Origin of the sequence: Enterobacter cloacae complex sp. S2 (assembly GCF_015159675.1) — a bacterium.
Taxonomy (GTDB): Bacteria; Pseudomonadota; Gammaproteobacteria; order Enterobacterales; family Enterobacteriaceae; genus Enterobacter; species Enterobacter intestinihominis.
On sequence record NZ_JADDTS010000021.1, the window covers coordinates 1 to 16,331 of the forward strand.

Genomic DNA, 16,331 nt, shown 5'->3' on the forward strand with positions numbered 1-16,331 from the left:
ATTGAAAACAACCATGGCCCATTAGCTATGATTACAAGTATCAAGGATTATTTATTCAAGGATATAAGGTTTAGCGTTTTATTTATTTCAATGGTTTTATCTATATTTTTAAAGAATGAATATTATCGTCAAGTGATTTTCTTTATATCATCATTCGGCGCTTCTCAGTTATTCTTAGCTTTCTTAGGTGAGGGTTACCGAGATCTAAGCAAACATCTTTTCGGCATGAATATCTGCTTCGACTTATTAGTATTTACAGTACTTTGTATGCTGTCACGGGTAAAAAATAACATTTAGTGAATATTTAGGGCATCGTAAGATGCCCTTTTAAACTTAAATTAAACTTACCCAAGTTGTTCCATTAGCTGCAACTAAACCTATACCACCCTGTATAGAAGTATTGGTATTGTAACAATAGTTACCGCGTGCTGATGAAGCTATAGCTGCATCAGCATAGATGCCAAAGCCTTTGATATTCCAAAATACACCAGATTTTGAGGTTGCTGGAATGCATGAATTTCCGTAACCAATTGCTCCTGACAAGTTAACAGCACTACTTGTTGCTGCAAATATCTCACCGACTTTATCTGTTATAATTGGACTTGCTGCTGCTACAGTATAATTACCGATAAGATTCGTAATCTTATCGGGATTAGTGAAAACGCCACCTATAATCTGAATGGCGACCGTAGACCCATCATAGTTAGGCTGCGTACCTAAAATGCTAGCCCCATTAAGTTGAATTAAATTATTTAGAATAATTTTCTCAAACTTTCCTCCTGATTTCTTTATAACTGCTTGACCTGTAGACATTTCAATGCATCCCGTAACCGTAAGGGAGTTTATTTGCCCTCGATATAAATTAACACCACACGCACCATTTACCGAGGATGGAAGCAAAGTCTTATCGAAGTTTAACTTCAAATTATCTATTCTACTATTATCAGAAGCAGCTCCGTCTCCCCCAACATCAAGGAAATAAACGACATCACGAGGGCATCGACATTCAAGATTGTATAATCGCACCGATGAACTTCCAGCCGTACCAGTTGTAACTGAGATTACAGCCACCGTTGAAGATAAGTAATTAGCTGAAAGGACTCCTATAATTGCATTATCTACAGTAACAGAACCTGTGCCTACCGTTTTAAATTCGATTGCACGATAACCAGATCCAGGTGTCCCACCAACATTATTAATATTAAGCGTCTTTACATCTGTGCGAGATAACTGAGCGCTATCCGTCCAGACCCTAATGACACTGTGCTGATAGCTACCATAAACACCGTCTATGCTAAGATGCCGAACAGGGGTAGAGCTATTTCCTGCAACTTTTACTGCACATAAAGAGTTAATGCCATAAATGCCCTTAACATCGATATGATTAAACGTTCCGCGTAGACCCAGATCGTAATCAAGATAGTCGCCACCAGTCATGGCGAACATGTCATCACCAGTAGTTCCATACAGGTCCCTTACGTATGCGTAATCGATGGGTGGCTGTAGATGCAAACCATCAGAGTTGTTATTAAAACGAAGCCCTTGAGCATCAAGATATTGAACGTTGGCAACAAGATATGAATATTTAATTGCCCCTTTAATCTCAAGGCCGCCACCTAATTTAACCCGAGCGACTGATGCTATGCAGATGCAATGCATTTCCAGCCCGTTCGCCGCCCCTCCGGTCGAATAGTTGTAGTCAACGGTCCCGCCACCCCAGATCCCAATATAATCTGAACGGTTACCTAGATCGGATGTGTTTGAAGCAAACCCACCAGACACTGTCCTGGTTGACAGAACATATGCCCATTTCTCACTTACAAACACTGGCTTCAGATTGCCTGAAGCTCCTGAAACCGTAACCCCGGCCTTAATCTCGATGTCGGTGTTATTAGGAACTGTGATTGGCCCGTTAACAAAAACAGTACCCTGATCTGCAAACACGATTCTCGTAATGGTGGACTTACCGGAAAGGTCGTTCAGCATGTTCTGCAAATTCGTCGTGTTTACAGCGGCGGTGTTAGTCGTCAGAACGCCGTAATCACTGGCATAGTAAATGCGATCGAGCTTATCTTTCACTGTTTGCTGGACCGAATAAGCCCCTTTGTTTTTATATCCGACCATACTGGCACCTGATGACGATGCCAGTGCTGCACGAAGAGAAGCATCGCCGACACCAATCCATGCACCTGGCCCAACCCCGCCAGTACTCGCCGGAGTTGAGTTAGCGGGAACCACTTTTGGACCTGATGCAAATGAACCGGTCCATTTGTAGTATTCCCCATCAGCTGTATTCAGCAGAACTTCGTTCGGGTTGTTTATCGTTGCGCCAGTGGTAAACGTTTTGCCAGTGAGGATCACATAGCCGAACGCTGCCATTGCCTGCTGGGCAAGGTAATTAATGCCTTCAATAGTGTAGTGCTTCTGACCGAAGCGATCGGTATAGGTCCACCCCATAGACGTGACAAATTCATCAATTTTCCCTGCATTAAACTTAAGGTCGATAGGTGATTCACTTGGCACAGGCAGGTTGGTAGGTGTAGTAGCCATATTTATTCCATAAAAAACCCGGCGCGAGGCCGGGTGTTGTTTGTTGGGATGGGGCTTATTCGTAGATGGCGTCGCTGTACTCCGCGACCGTCAGTGAAACCGTATTATCTGTGTTCGGTTTGATGCTGTTGACTGTCCATAGTTGGCTGTCCAGTTCCTCCACTGTCGCAATGAGATAGCGCGACGGGAGCTGCACAGTGTCTCCGTTCCATATGTTGAGCTGAATGTTGGGGATAGCCGCGGTGAAACCATACTTCGTGTCGCTGCGGGCGGTTGCCGGATAGCGCAATGTCGGATTGCCCAGACTGTCGGTCACCAGCACATACATCGAGCCGGTAAACGCGATCGGCTCGCTGGTATCGAAGTTATTCCCGGCGCGTCCGGTGATGTAACCCTGCTGCTGGTTGCTGTCGTAGATGTCGGGCATTTGAATAACGCTACCGACCTGGATAATGCCGTCCTCAAACACTTTGGCGTTCATCTTCACTCGCGAGTAGATCAGACGCTTGGTTTCGCGAAGCGCGCGCTCACGGGCTTGATACTCGTTGCGAAAGCCGACTATCTCCAGCTTGTTCGGGTTTTCCGCTTCCTGCTCGATGATGGCGCCGTTCAGCACGCGGTAGTTGATGTACGTCTTATTGTTCGTGGTCGGGTGGACGTAGGACACCTGTACGCCGTCGTAGCCGCCAGGAAGCGTGGCCTCGTACGTCATTTTGTACTCGTCAGTCTTCATGTTGGCCCGGTTGAATACGGCAGCCGGATAGTCAACCTTCTGGTCGCGAGTGAAGGTCAGCACGCCGTCATCCCAGTACGCCACCACCGACGCCGCATTGCAGATCGCCTGCACCCGGTCGCCAAGCGAGTCGTTCTCGTCGTCGAACGTGTAGTCGAAGTAGCCCAGCCGTTCATCAGGCAGGCTCTCAGCAATAGAGTACAGACCGTACAGGTCAATACTGCTTACCGGCTGTTCACCCATAATCAACCATGTATGCGCCACCGCATCAGCGAACGAGCGCGACGGACGCAGCGTGTAATCCACCGTCTGCGTGTCCAGGTCGTACGTAATGGTATGGCGCGTCACCAGGGCGTTATATTTGCGCTCACGGCTCCCCAGGGCATTCTCGGTCGCCCGGACTTTTACGCGCACCAGCGTGTCGGTCTGGTGAACGACGTATGTCCTGATGTTGATGCTGTGGATCTCTTCGACCTTCAGCAGTGAAGCATCGCCTGAGTTATCCGTGCGCTGGAAGCTGACCGCGTATTTCCCGAAGCCGCCGGCCGGAGTGATCTTGTCAGTGCGATAAAACACCTCACTCGTCGACTGGTGTGGAGTCGTCTGCCGGTACGTGAATGTCTGCTGTGTGCCGGGAACCTGGTTGTAGTCATCGTCAATTTTCCAGATGACAACCTTCCAGTTGGTCTCTTTCTTCCCGCCAAGGCTGGACTGGGTATGCAGCCACAGCTGCGTTGACTCGACCGGGGAAAAGAACGGCCCAACCACCAGCGCCTCGTTATCGTTCAGGATGAACTTCGTAGTGTTGATCATGGCATTCGCCGGGATGTCCTGCGGCCCCTCCAGCTGGTTCATCGTAAACGTGTACCAGCGCACCGGGTTAACCACAGCGCCGTCGTTTGTTTCAACCGCAGAAATCAGCGTGCCGGAGAATGTCGCATCGATAGTCACGTTGCCGGAGGCCGTGCTGTACGTCACGTTGATGGTGAAGGTTACAGCGTGCGGCAGAACCAACCCCATGAAATAGTCGAACTCCGCCTGCTTAACGATTTTCATCGCTATCTGGCCGCCGGAATACGTCCCGCTGACCACCGTGTTTGCCGTTGCTGTTTCGATCGGGAAGTCGCTGGCTTCGTTCTGACCGGGAACTTCCTGACCGTCAACGTCATCGAATCCGTACCCCTCAACGATCTGCGGGATAACTTCGCCAGGCTGGAAGAACTGGAATTCGGCACCGGCCAGTGAACCGAGGCTGGATTCTGAGTAGCGCACAGACTCGTAATCGTATTTGCCGATCCCGATGCACATCCACTCTGTAACGTACTTCAGGCCGCCGTCGGTGGACGTCTGATGCACGTATTCGAACACCGACTCCTGAATCAGATCCGGGAACGAACGAATCTGCCCATAAATGTCCGGCTTGGCCTTGTAAACGCGCGCAATGTTTGTCTGACCGGTCAGGCTATTGTTCGGTGAGTCGACAGTATTACCGCCGTTGTTCGCAATTGCCGGCTTCGGCGCCAGGAACGAAAACACCTGGCCAACCACTTTAAATATCGGGCTCAGTATGTCGTCGACAATGCCCTTTGGTTGGTCGAATATCTGGATGTGGTCCAGCTCGCTCAGCTCAAACGCCAGCTCATCATCGTCACCCAGCTTTACGCCGTTGCGGACGATCAGCAGATCGCGGTGAAAGATAGCCTCATTGGCCGTCAGCCAGTTATAAAAAAGGGTGCCGTTTGGCACCCTGCAACGCAGCTTAGGCGTTCCTGGAAAATTCGATATCTCAACCAGCGCCATATTCGAAAAACTCCACTTTGGTGAATGCCCGCTGAATGACCAGCAACGAGTCCATGCGTACGCTTCCGTTCTCGCCGCGCGAATGTAGCGCCTGCCTGTTAAGCACCAGCCCAACATGCGCCGGTTGCGCACCTCGGTACCCGACGAATATCCCGCCCTCGACCGGTTTATCGACCTGGCGCCAGAAGACGACGTCACCCTGATAGCAGGTGAAGAAGTCCTCACCGGCTTCGTAGTCCGGTGTCTGGTGCAGCTCTATACCGAGAACGTGCCGGTAATACAGCACCACCAGCCCCCAGCAATCCACCTTTTCGAACGAACAGGCCCGGTTAGCCCACGGCACGCCGATCATCCTGCTGATAAAATCAGAGGTACTGAAGTCCCGTGTACTCGACTGGATCATAAAGGCGACCAATATTGTTATTCAGAGGGTTGGTGACGGAGAGCGTGACCGATGCGGCATCAGCATCGATATCCACCGTCTTGACGTAAAGCTGCCACGACTTAATCGGCACCGACACATCGCCGCTGTCGAAGATCTGCCTGGTGGCCGTGATGGCCGTCAGACGGGCTGCACCCTTCCACTGTTTCATCAGCGCTTTGATGTCAGACGACAGACGCCCTAACTTCACCGTAGCGTCGATCACCGGCGTGCCGCTCTGCTGGCTCTCTTCGATTTCAAATCGCGCCGGCGTGTACGCCTGTCCGCCGAGCGTCTTGGGGAAGAACTGCTTGTCGACAAGGCGAACGTAACCAAAGGATGGATGGTAGAACGTAATGGTGTCGTACAGTCCGCGCGTCGGGCGTTGCTGCTTATACTCCCTGAAGCTCGGCATTACGGCACCCTCGGTAGTGATTCCGGATCGCGCCCGTCCGGATAACCCGTGACAACGATATCCAGCCACGAATCCCACGGCGGCGGCAGTTCAACAATGATGTCGTCGAACTCGTCGTCGGCGTTGTAGAGGTGGTTCGCAATAACGGTTCCCGTCCAGGTCACCACTCCGCCATCGATACTGGTTTGCACCGGCATCTGCGTAAAGTGAAGTTCCTGGAGTTGCAGGCCACTACCGCCCAGATTGATATTCATCCGGAACCAGTTCAGGCCCCGATTGAGATATTTCGGGCTGCGTAGCCACTGCTGGAAAGCACGTTCCTGCGCCAGAGTGAAGATCCACGTCAGTGACCAGGTCACTTTCAGGTCGTCGGTTTGATTCTCGAAGATTGCCGGGCCGACCGCTGGCTGATCGGTCTGGAACCCGGTATCGAGCGTCATGTTTTTGCTGGCCTTCTGCGCCAGCGGCAGCCAGTCGGGATAGTCGATAATTGGCATCTAAACTCCAGGCATTAAAAAACCCGCCGAAGCGGGTTTGATTATTCAACGGACCGTGGACCAGATGGCGTATCGTAAACATTGATTTTTATATCAACGATATCGCCATTATTGGTAAATTCCAGGTCCTCTCCAGCAGGAGCAATGCCTTTGATGATAGAGCCGTCCTTGAGAGTAAATACAAACTCTACTGCCCTGTTCGGATAAAGCTTATGAGGCTTGCCTATCTCTGTTGGTATTGATTGCACATCGTTTGGCTCAATAACCACGCATATCTCCTTATAACTGACCTCGAGGTGTTCGTTTCGCAGTTGTATTACCAGTAATAGCCTGCGATATAGGACCTCCATTATTCAAGTCAGCAATAATGGCATCCACGGTTATTGTACCATCTCCGTTATTAATAGCCTGAGCGTCAAATGTGGCACTCGTCATATTCTGTACGTTGATTATGACGCTCACACCGCCGCCGGCAGTCATCTCCTTGTTGCTGATCACCCTGCCGTTGTCGCCTGGTATCATGTACTGCTTACCGGTACTGGCCTGGTAAATCTCCGGCATGCCGCCTTCGCCTACCTGATACATCCCCCCAGCCGAGACAGGCCCGCCGTTCTTGCGTTTGCCTGACAGTGCCAGGATGCCAGCCATCGCGCCAAGGCCAATAGCTACTGCGCCACCGAATGAAGCCACGGAGGACATGATGGCCGCCGGAGTCCATGCCGCCGTAGTAGCCGCTGCCGCTGCCGTCGAAGTCGCTGTCGTGGTTGCGATGCCTGCCGCCTGTGCGGTGGTGGATGCTGCAACCGCCGCGGTAGTGGCCGTCTGGCCCATAATGGCCGACTTAACCCACTCAATGCCCATCTGAACGAACGAGTTAACAACGCTGTTCAGCACGGTCATGCCGATACTGCGCATCGCATCGCTGGCCGACATACTTCCGGTGACAATGCCAGTCAGCGCATTGCTGGCCACCGAACCAAGAGAGTCGAAAGCCGCTGCCGCTGCCTGAGTGGCCGCGTTCTGTTGCGACCATTCTTCCCACATTGCAGCGTTACGCTGATCACGATACTGCTGCTCGATAGCGGCACGCGCTGCCTCAGCCTCCCCGACCTTCTGCGGGTAAAGTTGGGCGTATTGTTGGATATCAGCGATGTCTTTCTGGTACTGGCTATCCAGCCCGGCGGTTTTACTGGTTTTGCCCTGGATGGTACTGAACTTATTGGCTGCCTCAGTGCGCTCCCGTTCAGCCTTGGCCTGCTCACGCAATGCGTTGGCATTGTCCCAGGCTTTTCCTGCCAGTTGCCCGGCCAGCAGAAGTTGTTCCTGCGTGGCTGTGTTGCCGAGAGACTGCTGCGCATTAAGCACGGCCTGAGCTCTGGACAGTTCACCGACACTGCCAGCTGAGAGCTCGGCCTTCTGCCTCAGTTCATCCAGTTTTTGGTTAACAGTTCCCTGCGCTTTAGCGTATTGATCCGCCTCTTTCTGGGCGGCTGACGCTCCACCTTTCGACTTGCTCCCGGTGGTCGTTGCGGTGGTCTTTATCTCGATCGGCTTGGTGTTGGCGGCGGTCTGTGACGCTTTACTTACAGCTGCTAAATCGCCAACCAGCATAGCGGCTTTATTACTCAGTCCCGCCAGCGCTTTGTTTTGCGCCTCCCAGCCATCAAGCCCAAGCCATGACCAGGTGCGGGCCCGGCGGGTAAACATTTCTGCCGTGCTGTTCAGATCTGAAATCTGCGCATCCGCTGAGATTGCCTTCCCCACCAGTCTGTCCAGTGCCGCCGTCATCGAGTCGATAACCGCAACCAGGCCATTGCTGGCTCCTGTTGCCTGGTTAACGGAATCGATCATCGACAGGAATGAGTTTGTCAGCGCGGTATTAGCCTGTGAAAGCGTGCGCGGGAGTTTCTCGAACTCTGCATTCACTGAACCGGTTTGCTTCTGAATTGCGTTGAGGGCATCTTCTGCCGTCAATTTCCCGTCCAGCATCAGCTGGCGAAGCTCTCCGATGCTTATACCCATCCCGGCGGCAATCTGGCGCGCCAGTTCCGGCATTTGCTCAAGGATGGAGTTGAACTCCTCAGCCCGGACAGTGCCGGAGGAAATTGACTGGCCGAACTGACGAAGAGCATTCGCCATTTCTTCTGTCGAGGATCCGCCAATGCGACCTATTTTCTGAAGTGTTTCGGTGAGTTGGATGATCTGGCCGTTCGTCGCGCCGGTATCGCGCAACGCCGTGCTGAGAGTCTCCCATAGCTTCGCTGTATCCTGTAGAGAACCTCCCGTTGCCGAACTGATGCGCATCAGACTTTGCATAGTCTGCGATGCTGTCGCTGCGCTGCCAGTGAGCCTCTCTATACGCGCGTTGAGCTGGCTCATGTTGTCAGCAGCAACGAGAAACGCCTTACCCCAGTCAACAACGAGTGAGGCGGCAATTGCCCCGGCGACGCGGTTGATATTCGTCTGCAATTCATCCATCTTTTTGGCTGCATTGGTCGCCGAGTTGCCGATGGAGTCGAGCGACTTATTGGCCTTTCCCTGCGCCTTGAGCAAGCCAGATACATCGGCCTCGATGTCGTAATAAATCTCGCCTGCTTTCTCAGACATCAGTTTTCTCCGGGCATAAAAAAACCCACCGAGTGGTGGGTTAGTTATTCGTGTCGTTTATTGGCATCGTTCTGTGTAGGCCGGTGGTGGAGGCGTATCTTTCGAACTGAGGAAGTGATCACCAAGGGTGTAGTCGACGCCTTTTGAGAACATCCCCTTCGATTTCATTTTCAGCTCAACAAAGAATGGATGGAACCCTGCATAGGCACCGAAACCGTTCTTTCCGTTAATCTCCCCGCAAACAACTGCGTTAATACGGCCATCATCGGCATCTGTCATCTTCACAACTTTCACGTTGCGGAATTGCGCGCTACCAGGATCCAGTAGATTGGCTGAAACTTCAGATTGTGCCAGAGAAATTGCCTTTTCCTCGCCAGGCTTACAGCCAGCCAGAATCAATGGAATCACCAAAGCCAACAGTATTTTCTTCACTCTTATCCCCTGAGTATTTTTGTCGTGCCATCATACGCCCGGTCGGTCGGGGCTGGTATATCCATTATTAACTCAGGCCGCCTTCTTTGCTGATTTTTCGCGCTCAATCATTTCCTGCCACCGGCGATCGTCATCGTCCATAACCGCGTCATACTCTTCCCTGGTGAAGCCTTTCTGGTCAGGGTATTTGGCGTTAAGCATCATGGCAAATTCGGTCATAGTAAGATTTTCAGCCTCTTCCCTGCTGATCCCGAAATGGTTTCGCGCCGCCATGATGTATTCAGTCGCATGAAACTCCGGCGTCGTTTCCTTGCTTTCGTGCTTCTGCAACTTACGAACCTTCGCCCGTCCGATAACGCCATGCATGATCAGCGACTGAGCTATCAGAATCAGGTTCTCAGGCGGGAGAGCTCCACGGCGCCATACAAACGTACGCCTTCCAGTACGTGAATGCTCATGCCAGCCTGTCAGCTCAGAAACGTCCTCGTCACAGCAGGACTGAATGACGTTAATAGCCGAGAGCAATGCCTCACGCACAAACGCGGCAGAGCCTGCTGCATCAAGTGCCCAGCGTGGCAGCGAAACGTCACCGAAATAGTGGGCGTAAAATCTGCGCTGATGCTCTGGTATCTCACTGTGAATTTCGCGCGCCGCTTCAAGCATCTTTGCCACATCGTCATTGAACAGCGCATAAAAAGTGCGGACGATATGCTCAGGCTCGCCGATTCGCGTCATATTGCGGAACGATGGTCGGAAGAAGTATTCACGGCCGCCAGCACCAATCAGGCACTCGCCAATTTCTTTCAAAGGGGTCATATCGTTCTCCATAACCATTAACAAGGGCAGCAAGCCGCCCTTTGTAGTGATTACGGTGCGGCAGTCACGGTCACAGCACAGGTGTCGGTGAAATCACCGTCAGCAGTGGTAGCCGTAATAGTCGCGGTGCCCTCGGCAACTGCTGTCACCAGGCCGGTTGAACTGACAGTGGCGATGGAAGGTGCCGAAGTGGTCCAGGTGATCGCTTTGTTAGTCGCATCTGTTGGCTGAACCGCGCCGCTCAGTTGCTGGGTTGCGCCAACGACCAGAGAAGCAGTTGCGGGTGTAACCTCAACGCCAGTGGCCGCGATAGCATCAGCCACCTCAAACACAACAGTGTCAGCGTCGTAGACCTTCCACTCGCCGGAGAAGGTGGAGATATCGTTAGTACCGAAATCACCAGACCAGGACGTGGTGTTCATGTAGCCCTGGATGTAAGTACCGGCGTTCTCACCCGCAAAGTCGAACCGCACCCACAGGTTAGGCTGACGACCGGCCTGGACTTCGTCAAAGATATACTTCGACAGACGCCACGCGCCGATCTCGTTATCTTTATCAGACTTGCGAAACTCACCTTCGCCGGAGATCGTCAGATCCATGTTGTTGACCAGGTTCTCCACCAGCCCTTTAGCATCATCTGCCTCGGAGTTGATGGTGTTCATCGAATAGTCGATGCCCTTGGTCGTCATAGCGCCGAGACGCTTCCACTCGGAAAGCGCTGGCACTGCGTCGGGGCAGCCAAAGGCCATGCGTAGCACAGCTACTTTCCCGATCAGCTTGCCAAAATCATTAGCACAGCCTTGCATGTGTACCTCTCAAATAGAAAAGGCCGCCGGATGGCAGCCTGATGGGTTGGTGATTGGGTTATTCGCCGTAAACGCACATGAACTGGAGTCTGAAGACCAGGCGCCCCTCTTCGGTCAGGATGGGTGCAGGCATATTGCCGAGGTTTTGAATAAGGCCAAGGCATTCGTCGTTAATGTCGTTCTGTTCGACATAATTGATGATTTCCTGAGCCTTCTCAGCGGCTGCGCGGCGCTTATCTTTGGCGGAAATGACATCCACCAGCACGTAGTGATCAGATCCGAGGTCATTTCGGATGTCGGTACCGCCGTTAGGCCGGAACACGATGAATGCGTCGGTTAACTTCGTTGTGTCGTCCCAAGCCAGCAACTGAACAATGAAGCCAGTAGTAAGCCCTGCATCAACGAAGTAGTTACGCACGCGCTCATACATGGCAGGTGTCATATTGAAAGCTCCTTGCGCATCACGGCATCAATCTGGCCGCGGGTGTCTTCAAAGCCTTTGGTGAGGAACTCTTTCTGCGCGGTGGCGCGACGGAAGGTTTGCGGCACATTAGGGTCGTGAACGAAAACAGCGTAGTTGGCGGTGTATCCCACCCGAGCTGTCAGCCGAACGCCGTTGTTAATCAACTCCCGATACTGGCTGTTAAGCAGCGTAGAGGTATCGATCGGCGTATAAAGCGCGGCTTGGGAGCTGCCGATTATCATTGCTGACTGTAGCGCCCTGACGACCTTTCGCCCTTTCACGTCGTTTATGATGCGGTTGAGCCCGGCTTTCGACTGCTTAACGCCACGTACTTTGATGCCCATGGCTTTCTCCAGGCAATAAAAAAGGCCGCCGGGGCGACCTTATCGTAGTGATCATTGGTTATTTTAATTCGATGAACTCACCATCGACTTTCAAAAACTCGAGGTTATCTTCATCAATGAATTCAGGCCTTTTGGCAGTGATGGATGGTTCCCCATGACCACCAGGCGAGGTTGAATTCCTCATGATGACGATGAGGTTTTTATCATTGAATGTCGCTCGGAAACCATCAGGAACGGCAACAACTTCCCCTGACTCGTCTTCCCACTCACCGTATGGATAGTAGACGTTAACCCATCGTATTTTCATGATCGCCTCAATCAATGTTTAAACGCCAGTCAGTATCGCATAATCATCAGTCAGACGATCGAATGTGTCAGCGTAGCGGGTTACTTGCCGCACCTCGTCGGCGCCGGCCACAACCGGGTCAGCCTCGGTCGAAACGCCAATCAGCAGATAATCACCAGCGGCCGCCAGCGCGAACTCTGTCCAAACGGTGTTCTTGACGACGATTTCAGCGCCCAGGCTGGCTAACTTCTTGCTGAGCCCGCCCTCGTAATCACAGAGGATTTGCTCAGGCTCGGCATAGCCAAGCGGATCGCCGTATTCGTCATTACCTTCCAGCTTTCGCCAGATGGTCGCCGTGGCGGTGTAAGACCAGTTCGCTACCGATGACATCAGTCCTCCTTCCACCTCAGCACCTTCGCGCCGGTCGCCCGGATGCGCGGGCAGTTGATATGCCACTCGCCGTCCGATTTCACGTAGCCGGTAGTCTCCCGCCCGGTGTCGGTCTCGACCCATACGCGAGTGAGCGGCTTCGGCTTGCCTTCCGTTACTGATTTGTACTTCATCAGCATCCTCCGACCACCATGAACAGGCCGACGCTATTACCGGCGCTGATCGGCAACTCACCGGTGCATCCGCTGGTATCGAGACGGGCCAACGAGTCGCGCAGCCAGGTAATGCTGTCGTCACCATATTCAAACGAGCGGGACGCGCCAGACGGCGCACCCTGCGATTTGATGCGGCGCGCGCCGGACGACGTAGCCATAAGCGCGGCGGCGTACATCAGGATCAGCTTCGAGGTGCAGTCGTCATACCCTGCGCCATCGAGGCACGGGATAATCTTGTTCACCACGCAGAGGATCGGATCCAGCAGCGCGCCCGGGATGGAGTAACCCAATTCACCGAGGAACGCCTGCACGTCTGCCGCTGTGATTGGGTCAGCCATGGTATTTCGCCTTTTTCGATTTAGCGGAGGTGTCAGCCTGCTCTGCGGTTTTATCGTCAGCGCTAGGCGTAGCAACTTCAAGCTCCTGCTCTTCAACTTCGCCCACCACCGATACGCGACCAGCGAAAGCCGGTGGAACGTCAATCGCAACAAACTCATGACCTACTTGCAGTTGCTGGAATACGCCGTTAATTGTTCCCCAGCAGCCAGTCTCCTCGACCTTTAACTTTTTCATGCTCTCTCCCGTAGAGAAGGGGCCGAAGCCCCTTAACCCTGTGCGTTGAACACTTTAGAGCGACCGTTGAAATCGCGCTTGATTTGAAGGCCGACAGCACTCCAGACCAGAGTGTTGTAGTTGTCGAACGGATTCTGACGCGGGATCATGAAGGTACCCACTGGCGCGGCGATGCGCGTCTTGATGTACTGCGAATTGCGTACGTAGGCAATGAAGTGGTTACCGGTCAGCTTAAAGGTCTGGTTGAACGACTCGATGCGGCCGTAGCGCAGAATGTATTCCAGCACCGTGCCTTCTTTGAAGCCGGCAGCATCTGAATATGGTCGGTTCAGGTTGCGCATAATGTCAGGCGATGCCCACAGTTTAACCTTCTCCTGCACGTAGTTATCATCCAGAAGTTTGGCGAACGGGCCGGTGAAGAATGCCACTGATTCATCAGGAGTTGAGGTGGTCAGGTCAATATTCAGACCGGATGCACTCAGATCCACCTGGTTGGTGTTGGCGTGGTTGGTGATACCTGCGCCAACATAGCCTTTCACCTTCACTTTCGCATCGCCTGACAACATGTAGTCAGCCATGTCTTCACGGATAGCCGCAACGTGCGCTTCCTGATCGTCAGCCATCGCATCGAGGTTTTCCGACTGCATGCCGTTCCACTCACGCCATTCACGGCTGTAGCCGGTGTTGAAGATCGGGATTGGGTCACCAGCTTCGTCGTAGATGACTTTATCCAGTTCTTCCGGAACGTGGCCCGTCAGTGTGCGATGAACCTTACCAGCATCACTGGAAACGCGATACAGCGCCGCAGTTTTACCGATAGAGATCGGCGTACCGAGACCGAGCAGATCATCCAGCAGGCCGTTGCCTTCGTCATTACGGAAGACTCGGGTGGTGATGTTGTCCACTTCACGCCAGTAGTCTTTGGAGATCAGCGCGGCCTGGTTAACTTCCAGCGCGCCGCCATACTGGGCGGAAATAGTGTTCTGGTTGATGTTGAAGGACTCACGCTGCATAAGCAGTTGATTCCATGCCTGCTTCGCCTGGTTGTGCTCGGTGATCAGCTTTTTGTTGAATACGATCATGCTCATGCGGTTGCTTTCCCTGATTTGCGAACTTTCACGAGTTGAGCTTCAGCGCCAACGGTGATTTTTTCGCGTGAATAAAATAGGACCTGGTCGGTGGCTGGTGTGGTTGACTTGGCCAGCGTGCCGTCACCGGAAGAAACCAGGCCTTCATTTTCCAGCAGCACTTCCCCGGCTTTGACGCGCATGTGGTAGTCAACATCGTCTTCACACATGATCGCCGCGCCAGTATCACCAGCGGGAACCGCGTCTCGGATATCGCCGCCGCCGATATAGTTGTGCTGCATGGCAAGCGCCACACCAGGGCCGCCAGCAGTGGCGTGATAAATGAATTGCCCACTTGCATCAAGTTCAACAAGAGAGCCAGGGAGAATGGCGACTTTGCAGATCGCCTCAATTACCTGAGGGTCATTCTTACGGGCCGGGCCCGCGATTACGGTATGGAAACGAGGTGCGAGAGCCATTATTCAGGTGCCTCCATGTTAAGGATTTCACTCTGAGCGCCATTCCCCTGGAATGCAGGGTTCAGACCGGTGCTTGTCTGGCACTGTGAGTACAGGTCGTTCAGCGCGTCACCGGACAGGGAGTTAACCGCTGCTTCGGTCATGAACGAGAATTTCGCTTTAACCGCATCGCGCTTGGTCTTCAGTTCGCTTTCAGCGTTCGCCTGCAACTGAGTTTCCAGCTTCCTCAGCTTTTCATTCAGCGGGGTGAGCGCCGCATTAACAGCCGCGGTGATCACATCAGAGTTAATCTGAGCCTGGTCAGGATCGCCGCCGCCTTCTTTTTTCTGCATCTGCTGGTTGTAGGCATACCAGACCTGATCGTCGGTCAGCCCCTCGGTTGTTACGCCTGCGGCATTGAGCGCGGCGATCATCTTCTGTTTCATCGGGTTTTGTTCTCCGTTGGTTTTGACTTCGTACTCAGTGGGTTTGCGCACGACTTCGATGGGCTCACCGACCAGCGTTACCGCGTTGTCATCGATGAGGTATTTTTGTTGGAAGAGTTTGTTGCCCTCTTCGTAGATGAATTTGTCCGGCCAGACCGTCACCACATAGCGATAAACGTCACTGCCTGACGGCGCGCGGATAGCCTCGCGCAGCATCTGGTAGATTTCGTCGAATGAGGCGTCGGAGTTGTGGGTGAAGAAGAACTTCACCTTATTCAGAAGGCCGTCTTTGAGACTGTTAGCCGCGTCGATGAGGCTGGCGGTTTCAACCTCCCCCTCCTGACCGTCCGCATTTACGAACATGCCGACACCCTCTTCCGGTGTACCGGCCCCCGGCTCGTCCAGCAGGATGGCAATGTGGTCGAACTGCATGTTGCGGGCGACCCACGAGTACTTCTTCTGCTTCGACTCACCTGTCTTTTGCTCTCTGTTCAGCAGTAGACCGGTAGAGACATGAATCGGGTCGGCGTTATTGCCGGAAATCATGTCGTCCAGGCGCTGAATAAGGCGCTTACCGTCAGGTTTGGTATCTGCCACAGCCTTATTGACGTAAACGTCCATCACGACTTTGTCGTTGGCCTTGCTGACGTTCTGAGCCCATGCCCCGGCGTAGTAGTCGTTGACCGCCTGCGGGTCGTTGGCGCTCACGTATTTTCCGTTCACCATCGGGTGGCCGATCGGCATTAACTTGCGCTCCATCGTCTGGTAGCTGTTGTTAATCTCCTCCGCCGGGTATAGGCCGCCATTCATCACGATGTCATCGACGATCGGGACCGCACCACGAATGACGTAGTGTTCCTGACCGTTGATGGTGGTCGTTGAGATGTTGGAGGCGTTGATGGCGAGGGATTTAACGTGGATGCTGGATAGCTTCACGTTGCGTCCTCTTAGCGTTGTTTTGGTGGTGGCAGTACCTTGCCGGATGATTTCGACGCGCACGGTTGATACCCTG

The 16,331-nt window shown here is 53.0% G+C and carries 20 protein-coding genes and 1 pseudogene; 1 reads left to right on the forward strand and 20 read right to left on the reverse strand.

Annotated elements, in window-relative coordinates:
* Positions 1-297, forward strand: a pseudogene (locus tag IPZ49_RS23125) (hypothetical protein); the annotation flags it as partial.
* A gap of 36 nt (positions 298-333) precedes the next feature.
* Here IPZ49_RS23125 and IPZ49_RS23130 read toward each other — a convergent pair.
* The 20 genes from IPZ49_RS23130 to IPZ49_RS11765 all read right to left on the reverse strand — a co-directional run bounded on the left by IPZ49_RS23130 (position 334) and on the right by IPZ49_RS11765 (position 16,255).
* Complete coding sequence (locus IPZ49_RS23130) at positions 334-2,550, reverse strand: hypothetical protein (protein WP_063932742.1); 2,217 nt, start codon at positions 2,548-2,550, stop codon at positions 334-336.
* A gap of 55 nt (positions 2,551-2,605) precedes the next feature.
* A complete protein-coding gene (locus tag IPZ49_RS11675; protein ID WP_063659642.1) occupies positions 2,606-5,083 on the reverse strand; it encodes a host specificity factor TipJ family phage tail protein in 2,478 nt (825 codons plus the stop codon).
* The gene (locus IPZ49_RS11680) at positions 5,070-5,435 is read right to left on the reverse strand and encodes an NlpC/P60 family protein (RefSeq protein WP_062937866.1); all 366 of its coding nucleotides are present in this window, start codon (positions 5,433-5,435) and stop codon (positions 5,070-5,072) included. The genes IPZ49_RS11675 and IPZ49_RS11680 overlap by 14 nt, the downstream gene beginning before the upstream one ends.
* Before the next feature lie 13 nt (positions 5,436-5,448).
* Positions 5,449-5,919 (reverse strand): hypothetical protein, encoded by a 471-nt coding sequence (locus IPZ49_RS11685; RefSeq protein WP_063151416.1) that lies wholly within the window; start codon positions 5,917-5,919, stop codon positions 5,449-5,451.
* Complete coding sequence (locus IPZ49_RS11690; protein ID WP_062937868.1) at positions 5,919-6,416, reverse strand: hypothetical protein; 498 nt, start codon at positions 6,414-6,416, stop codon at positions 5,919-5,921. The genes IPZ49_RS11685 and IPZ49_RS11690 overlap by 1 nt, the downstream gene beginning before the upstream one ends.
* A gap of 41 nt (positions 6,417-6,457) precedes the next feature.
* Positions 6,458-6,685: a hypothetical protein gene (locus IPZ49_RS11695; protein ID WP_045135341.1), complete on the reverse strand. Its 228-nt coding sequence runs from the start codon at positions 6,683-6,685 to the stop codon at positions 6,458-6,460.
* A 10-nt stretch (positions 6,686-6,695) separates the two neighbouring features.
* Positions 6,696-9,023, reverse strand: a complete 2,328-nt coding sequence (locus IPZ49_RS11700; protein ID WP_063932741.1) for a tape measure protein — start codon at positions 9,021-9,023, stop codon at positions 6,696-6,698.
* 57 nt (positions 9,024-9,080) lie between these two features.
* On the reverse strand, positions 9,081-9,455 hold the full coding sequence (locus IPZ49_RS11705) for a membrane lipoprotein lipid attachment site-containing protein (RefSeq protein ID WP_062937870.1): 375 nt from the start codon (positions 9,453-9,455) through the stop codon (positions 9,081-9,083).
* A 72-nt stretch (positions 9,456-9,527) separates the two neighbouring features.
* Positions 9,528-10,271, reverse strand: a complete 744-nt coding sequence (locus IPZ49_RS11710) for a DUF6246 family protein (protein WP_062937871.1) — start codon at positions 10,269-10,271, stop codon at positions 9,528-9,530.
* Positions 10,272-10,321: 50 nt separating this feature from the next.
* Positions 10,322-11,077 carry an Ig-like domain-containing protein gene (locus IPZ49_RS11715; RefSeq protein ID WP_045911057.1) on the reverse strand — a complete coding sequence of 252 codons (756 nt, stop codon included), beginning with the start codon at positions 11,075-11,077 and terminating at the stop codon, positions 10,322-10,324.
* 58 nt (positions 11,078-11,135) lie between these two features.
* Positions 11,136-11,519, reverse strand: coding sequence for a hypothetical protein (locus IPZ49_RS11720; RefSeq protein ID WP_032619446.1), 384 nt, complete (start codon positions 11,517-11,519; stop codon positions 11,136-11,138).
* Entirely contained in the window at positions 11,516-11,884 is a 369-nt protein-coding gene (locus IPZ49_RS11725) for a hypothetical protein (RefSeq protein WP_062937872.1), read from the reverse strand. The genes IPZ49_RS11720 and IPZ49_RS11725 overlap by 4 nt, the downstream gene beginning before the upstream one ends.
* Before the next feature lie 58 nt (positions 11,885-11,942).
* The gene (locus IPZ49_RS11730) at positions 11,943-12,191 is read right to left on the reverse strand and encodes a hypothetical protein (protein ID WP_154815615.1); all 249 of its coding nucleotides are present in this window, start codon (positions 12,189-12,191) and stop codon (positions 11,943-11,945) included.
* An 18-nt stretch (positions 12,192-12,209) separates the two neighbouring features.
* A complete protein-coding gene (locus IPZ49_RS11735; protein ID WP_062937874.1) occupies positions 12,210-12,560 on the reverse strand; it encodes a hypothetical protein in 351 nt (116 codons plus the stop codon).
* Positions 12,560-12,733 (reverse strand): hypothetical protein, encoded by a 174-nt coding sequence (locus tag IPZ49_RS11740; RefSeq protein WP_062937875.1) that lies wholly within the window; start codon positions 12,731-12,733, stop codon positions 12,560-12,562. Before IPZ49_RS11740 ends, IPZ49_RS11735 begins: the two co-directional genes overlap by 1 nt.
* Positions 12,733-13,113 carry a hypothetical protein gene (locus IPZ49_RS11745; RefSeq protein WP_062937876.1) on the reverse strand — a complete coding sequence of 127 codons (381 nt, stop codon included), beginning with the start codon at positions 13,111-13,113 and terminating at the stop codon, positions 12,733-12,735. The genes IPZ49_RS11740 and IPZ49_RS11745 overlap by 1 nt, the downstream gene beginning before the upstream one ends.
* Positions 13,106-13,348: a hypothetical protein gene (locus IPZ49_RS11750; RefSeq protein WP_062937877.1), complete on the reverse strand. Its 243-nt coding sequence runs from the start codon at positions 13,346-13,348 to the stop codon at positions 13,106-13,108. The genes IPZ49_RS11745 and IPZ49_RS11750 overlap by 8 nt, the downstream gene beginning before the upstream one ends.
* A 32-nt stretch (positions 13,349-13,380) precedes the next feature.
* Positions 13,381-14,436 carry a major capsid protein gene (locus IPZ49_RS11755; RefSeq protein ID WP_063932740.1) on the reverse strand — a complete coding sequence of 352 codons (1,056 nt, stop codon included), beginning with the start codon at positions 14,434-14,436 and terminating at the stop codon, positions 13,381-13,383.
* Positions 14,433-14,894 carry a hypothetical protein gene (locus tag IPZ49_RS11760; RefSeq protein ID WP_062937878.1) on the reverse strand — a complete coding sequence of 154 codons (462 nt, stop codon included), beginning with the start codon at positions 14,892-14,894 and terminating at the stop codon, positions 14,433-14,435. The genes IPZ49_RS11755 and IPZ49_RS11760 overlap by 4 nt, the downstream gene beginning before the upstream one ends.
* Positions 14,894-16,255, reverse strand: a complete 1,362-nt coding sequence (locus IPZ49_RS11765) for a hypothetical protein (RefSeq protein WP_062937879.1) — start codon at positions 16,253-16,255, stop codon at positions 14,894-14,896. Before IPZ49_RS11765 ends, IPZ49_RS11760 begins: the two co-directional genes overlap by 1 nt.
* Positions 16,256-16,331 lie beyond the last annotated feature (76 nt).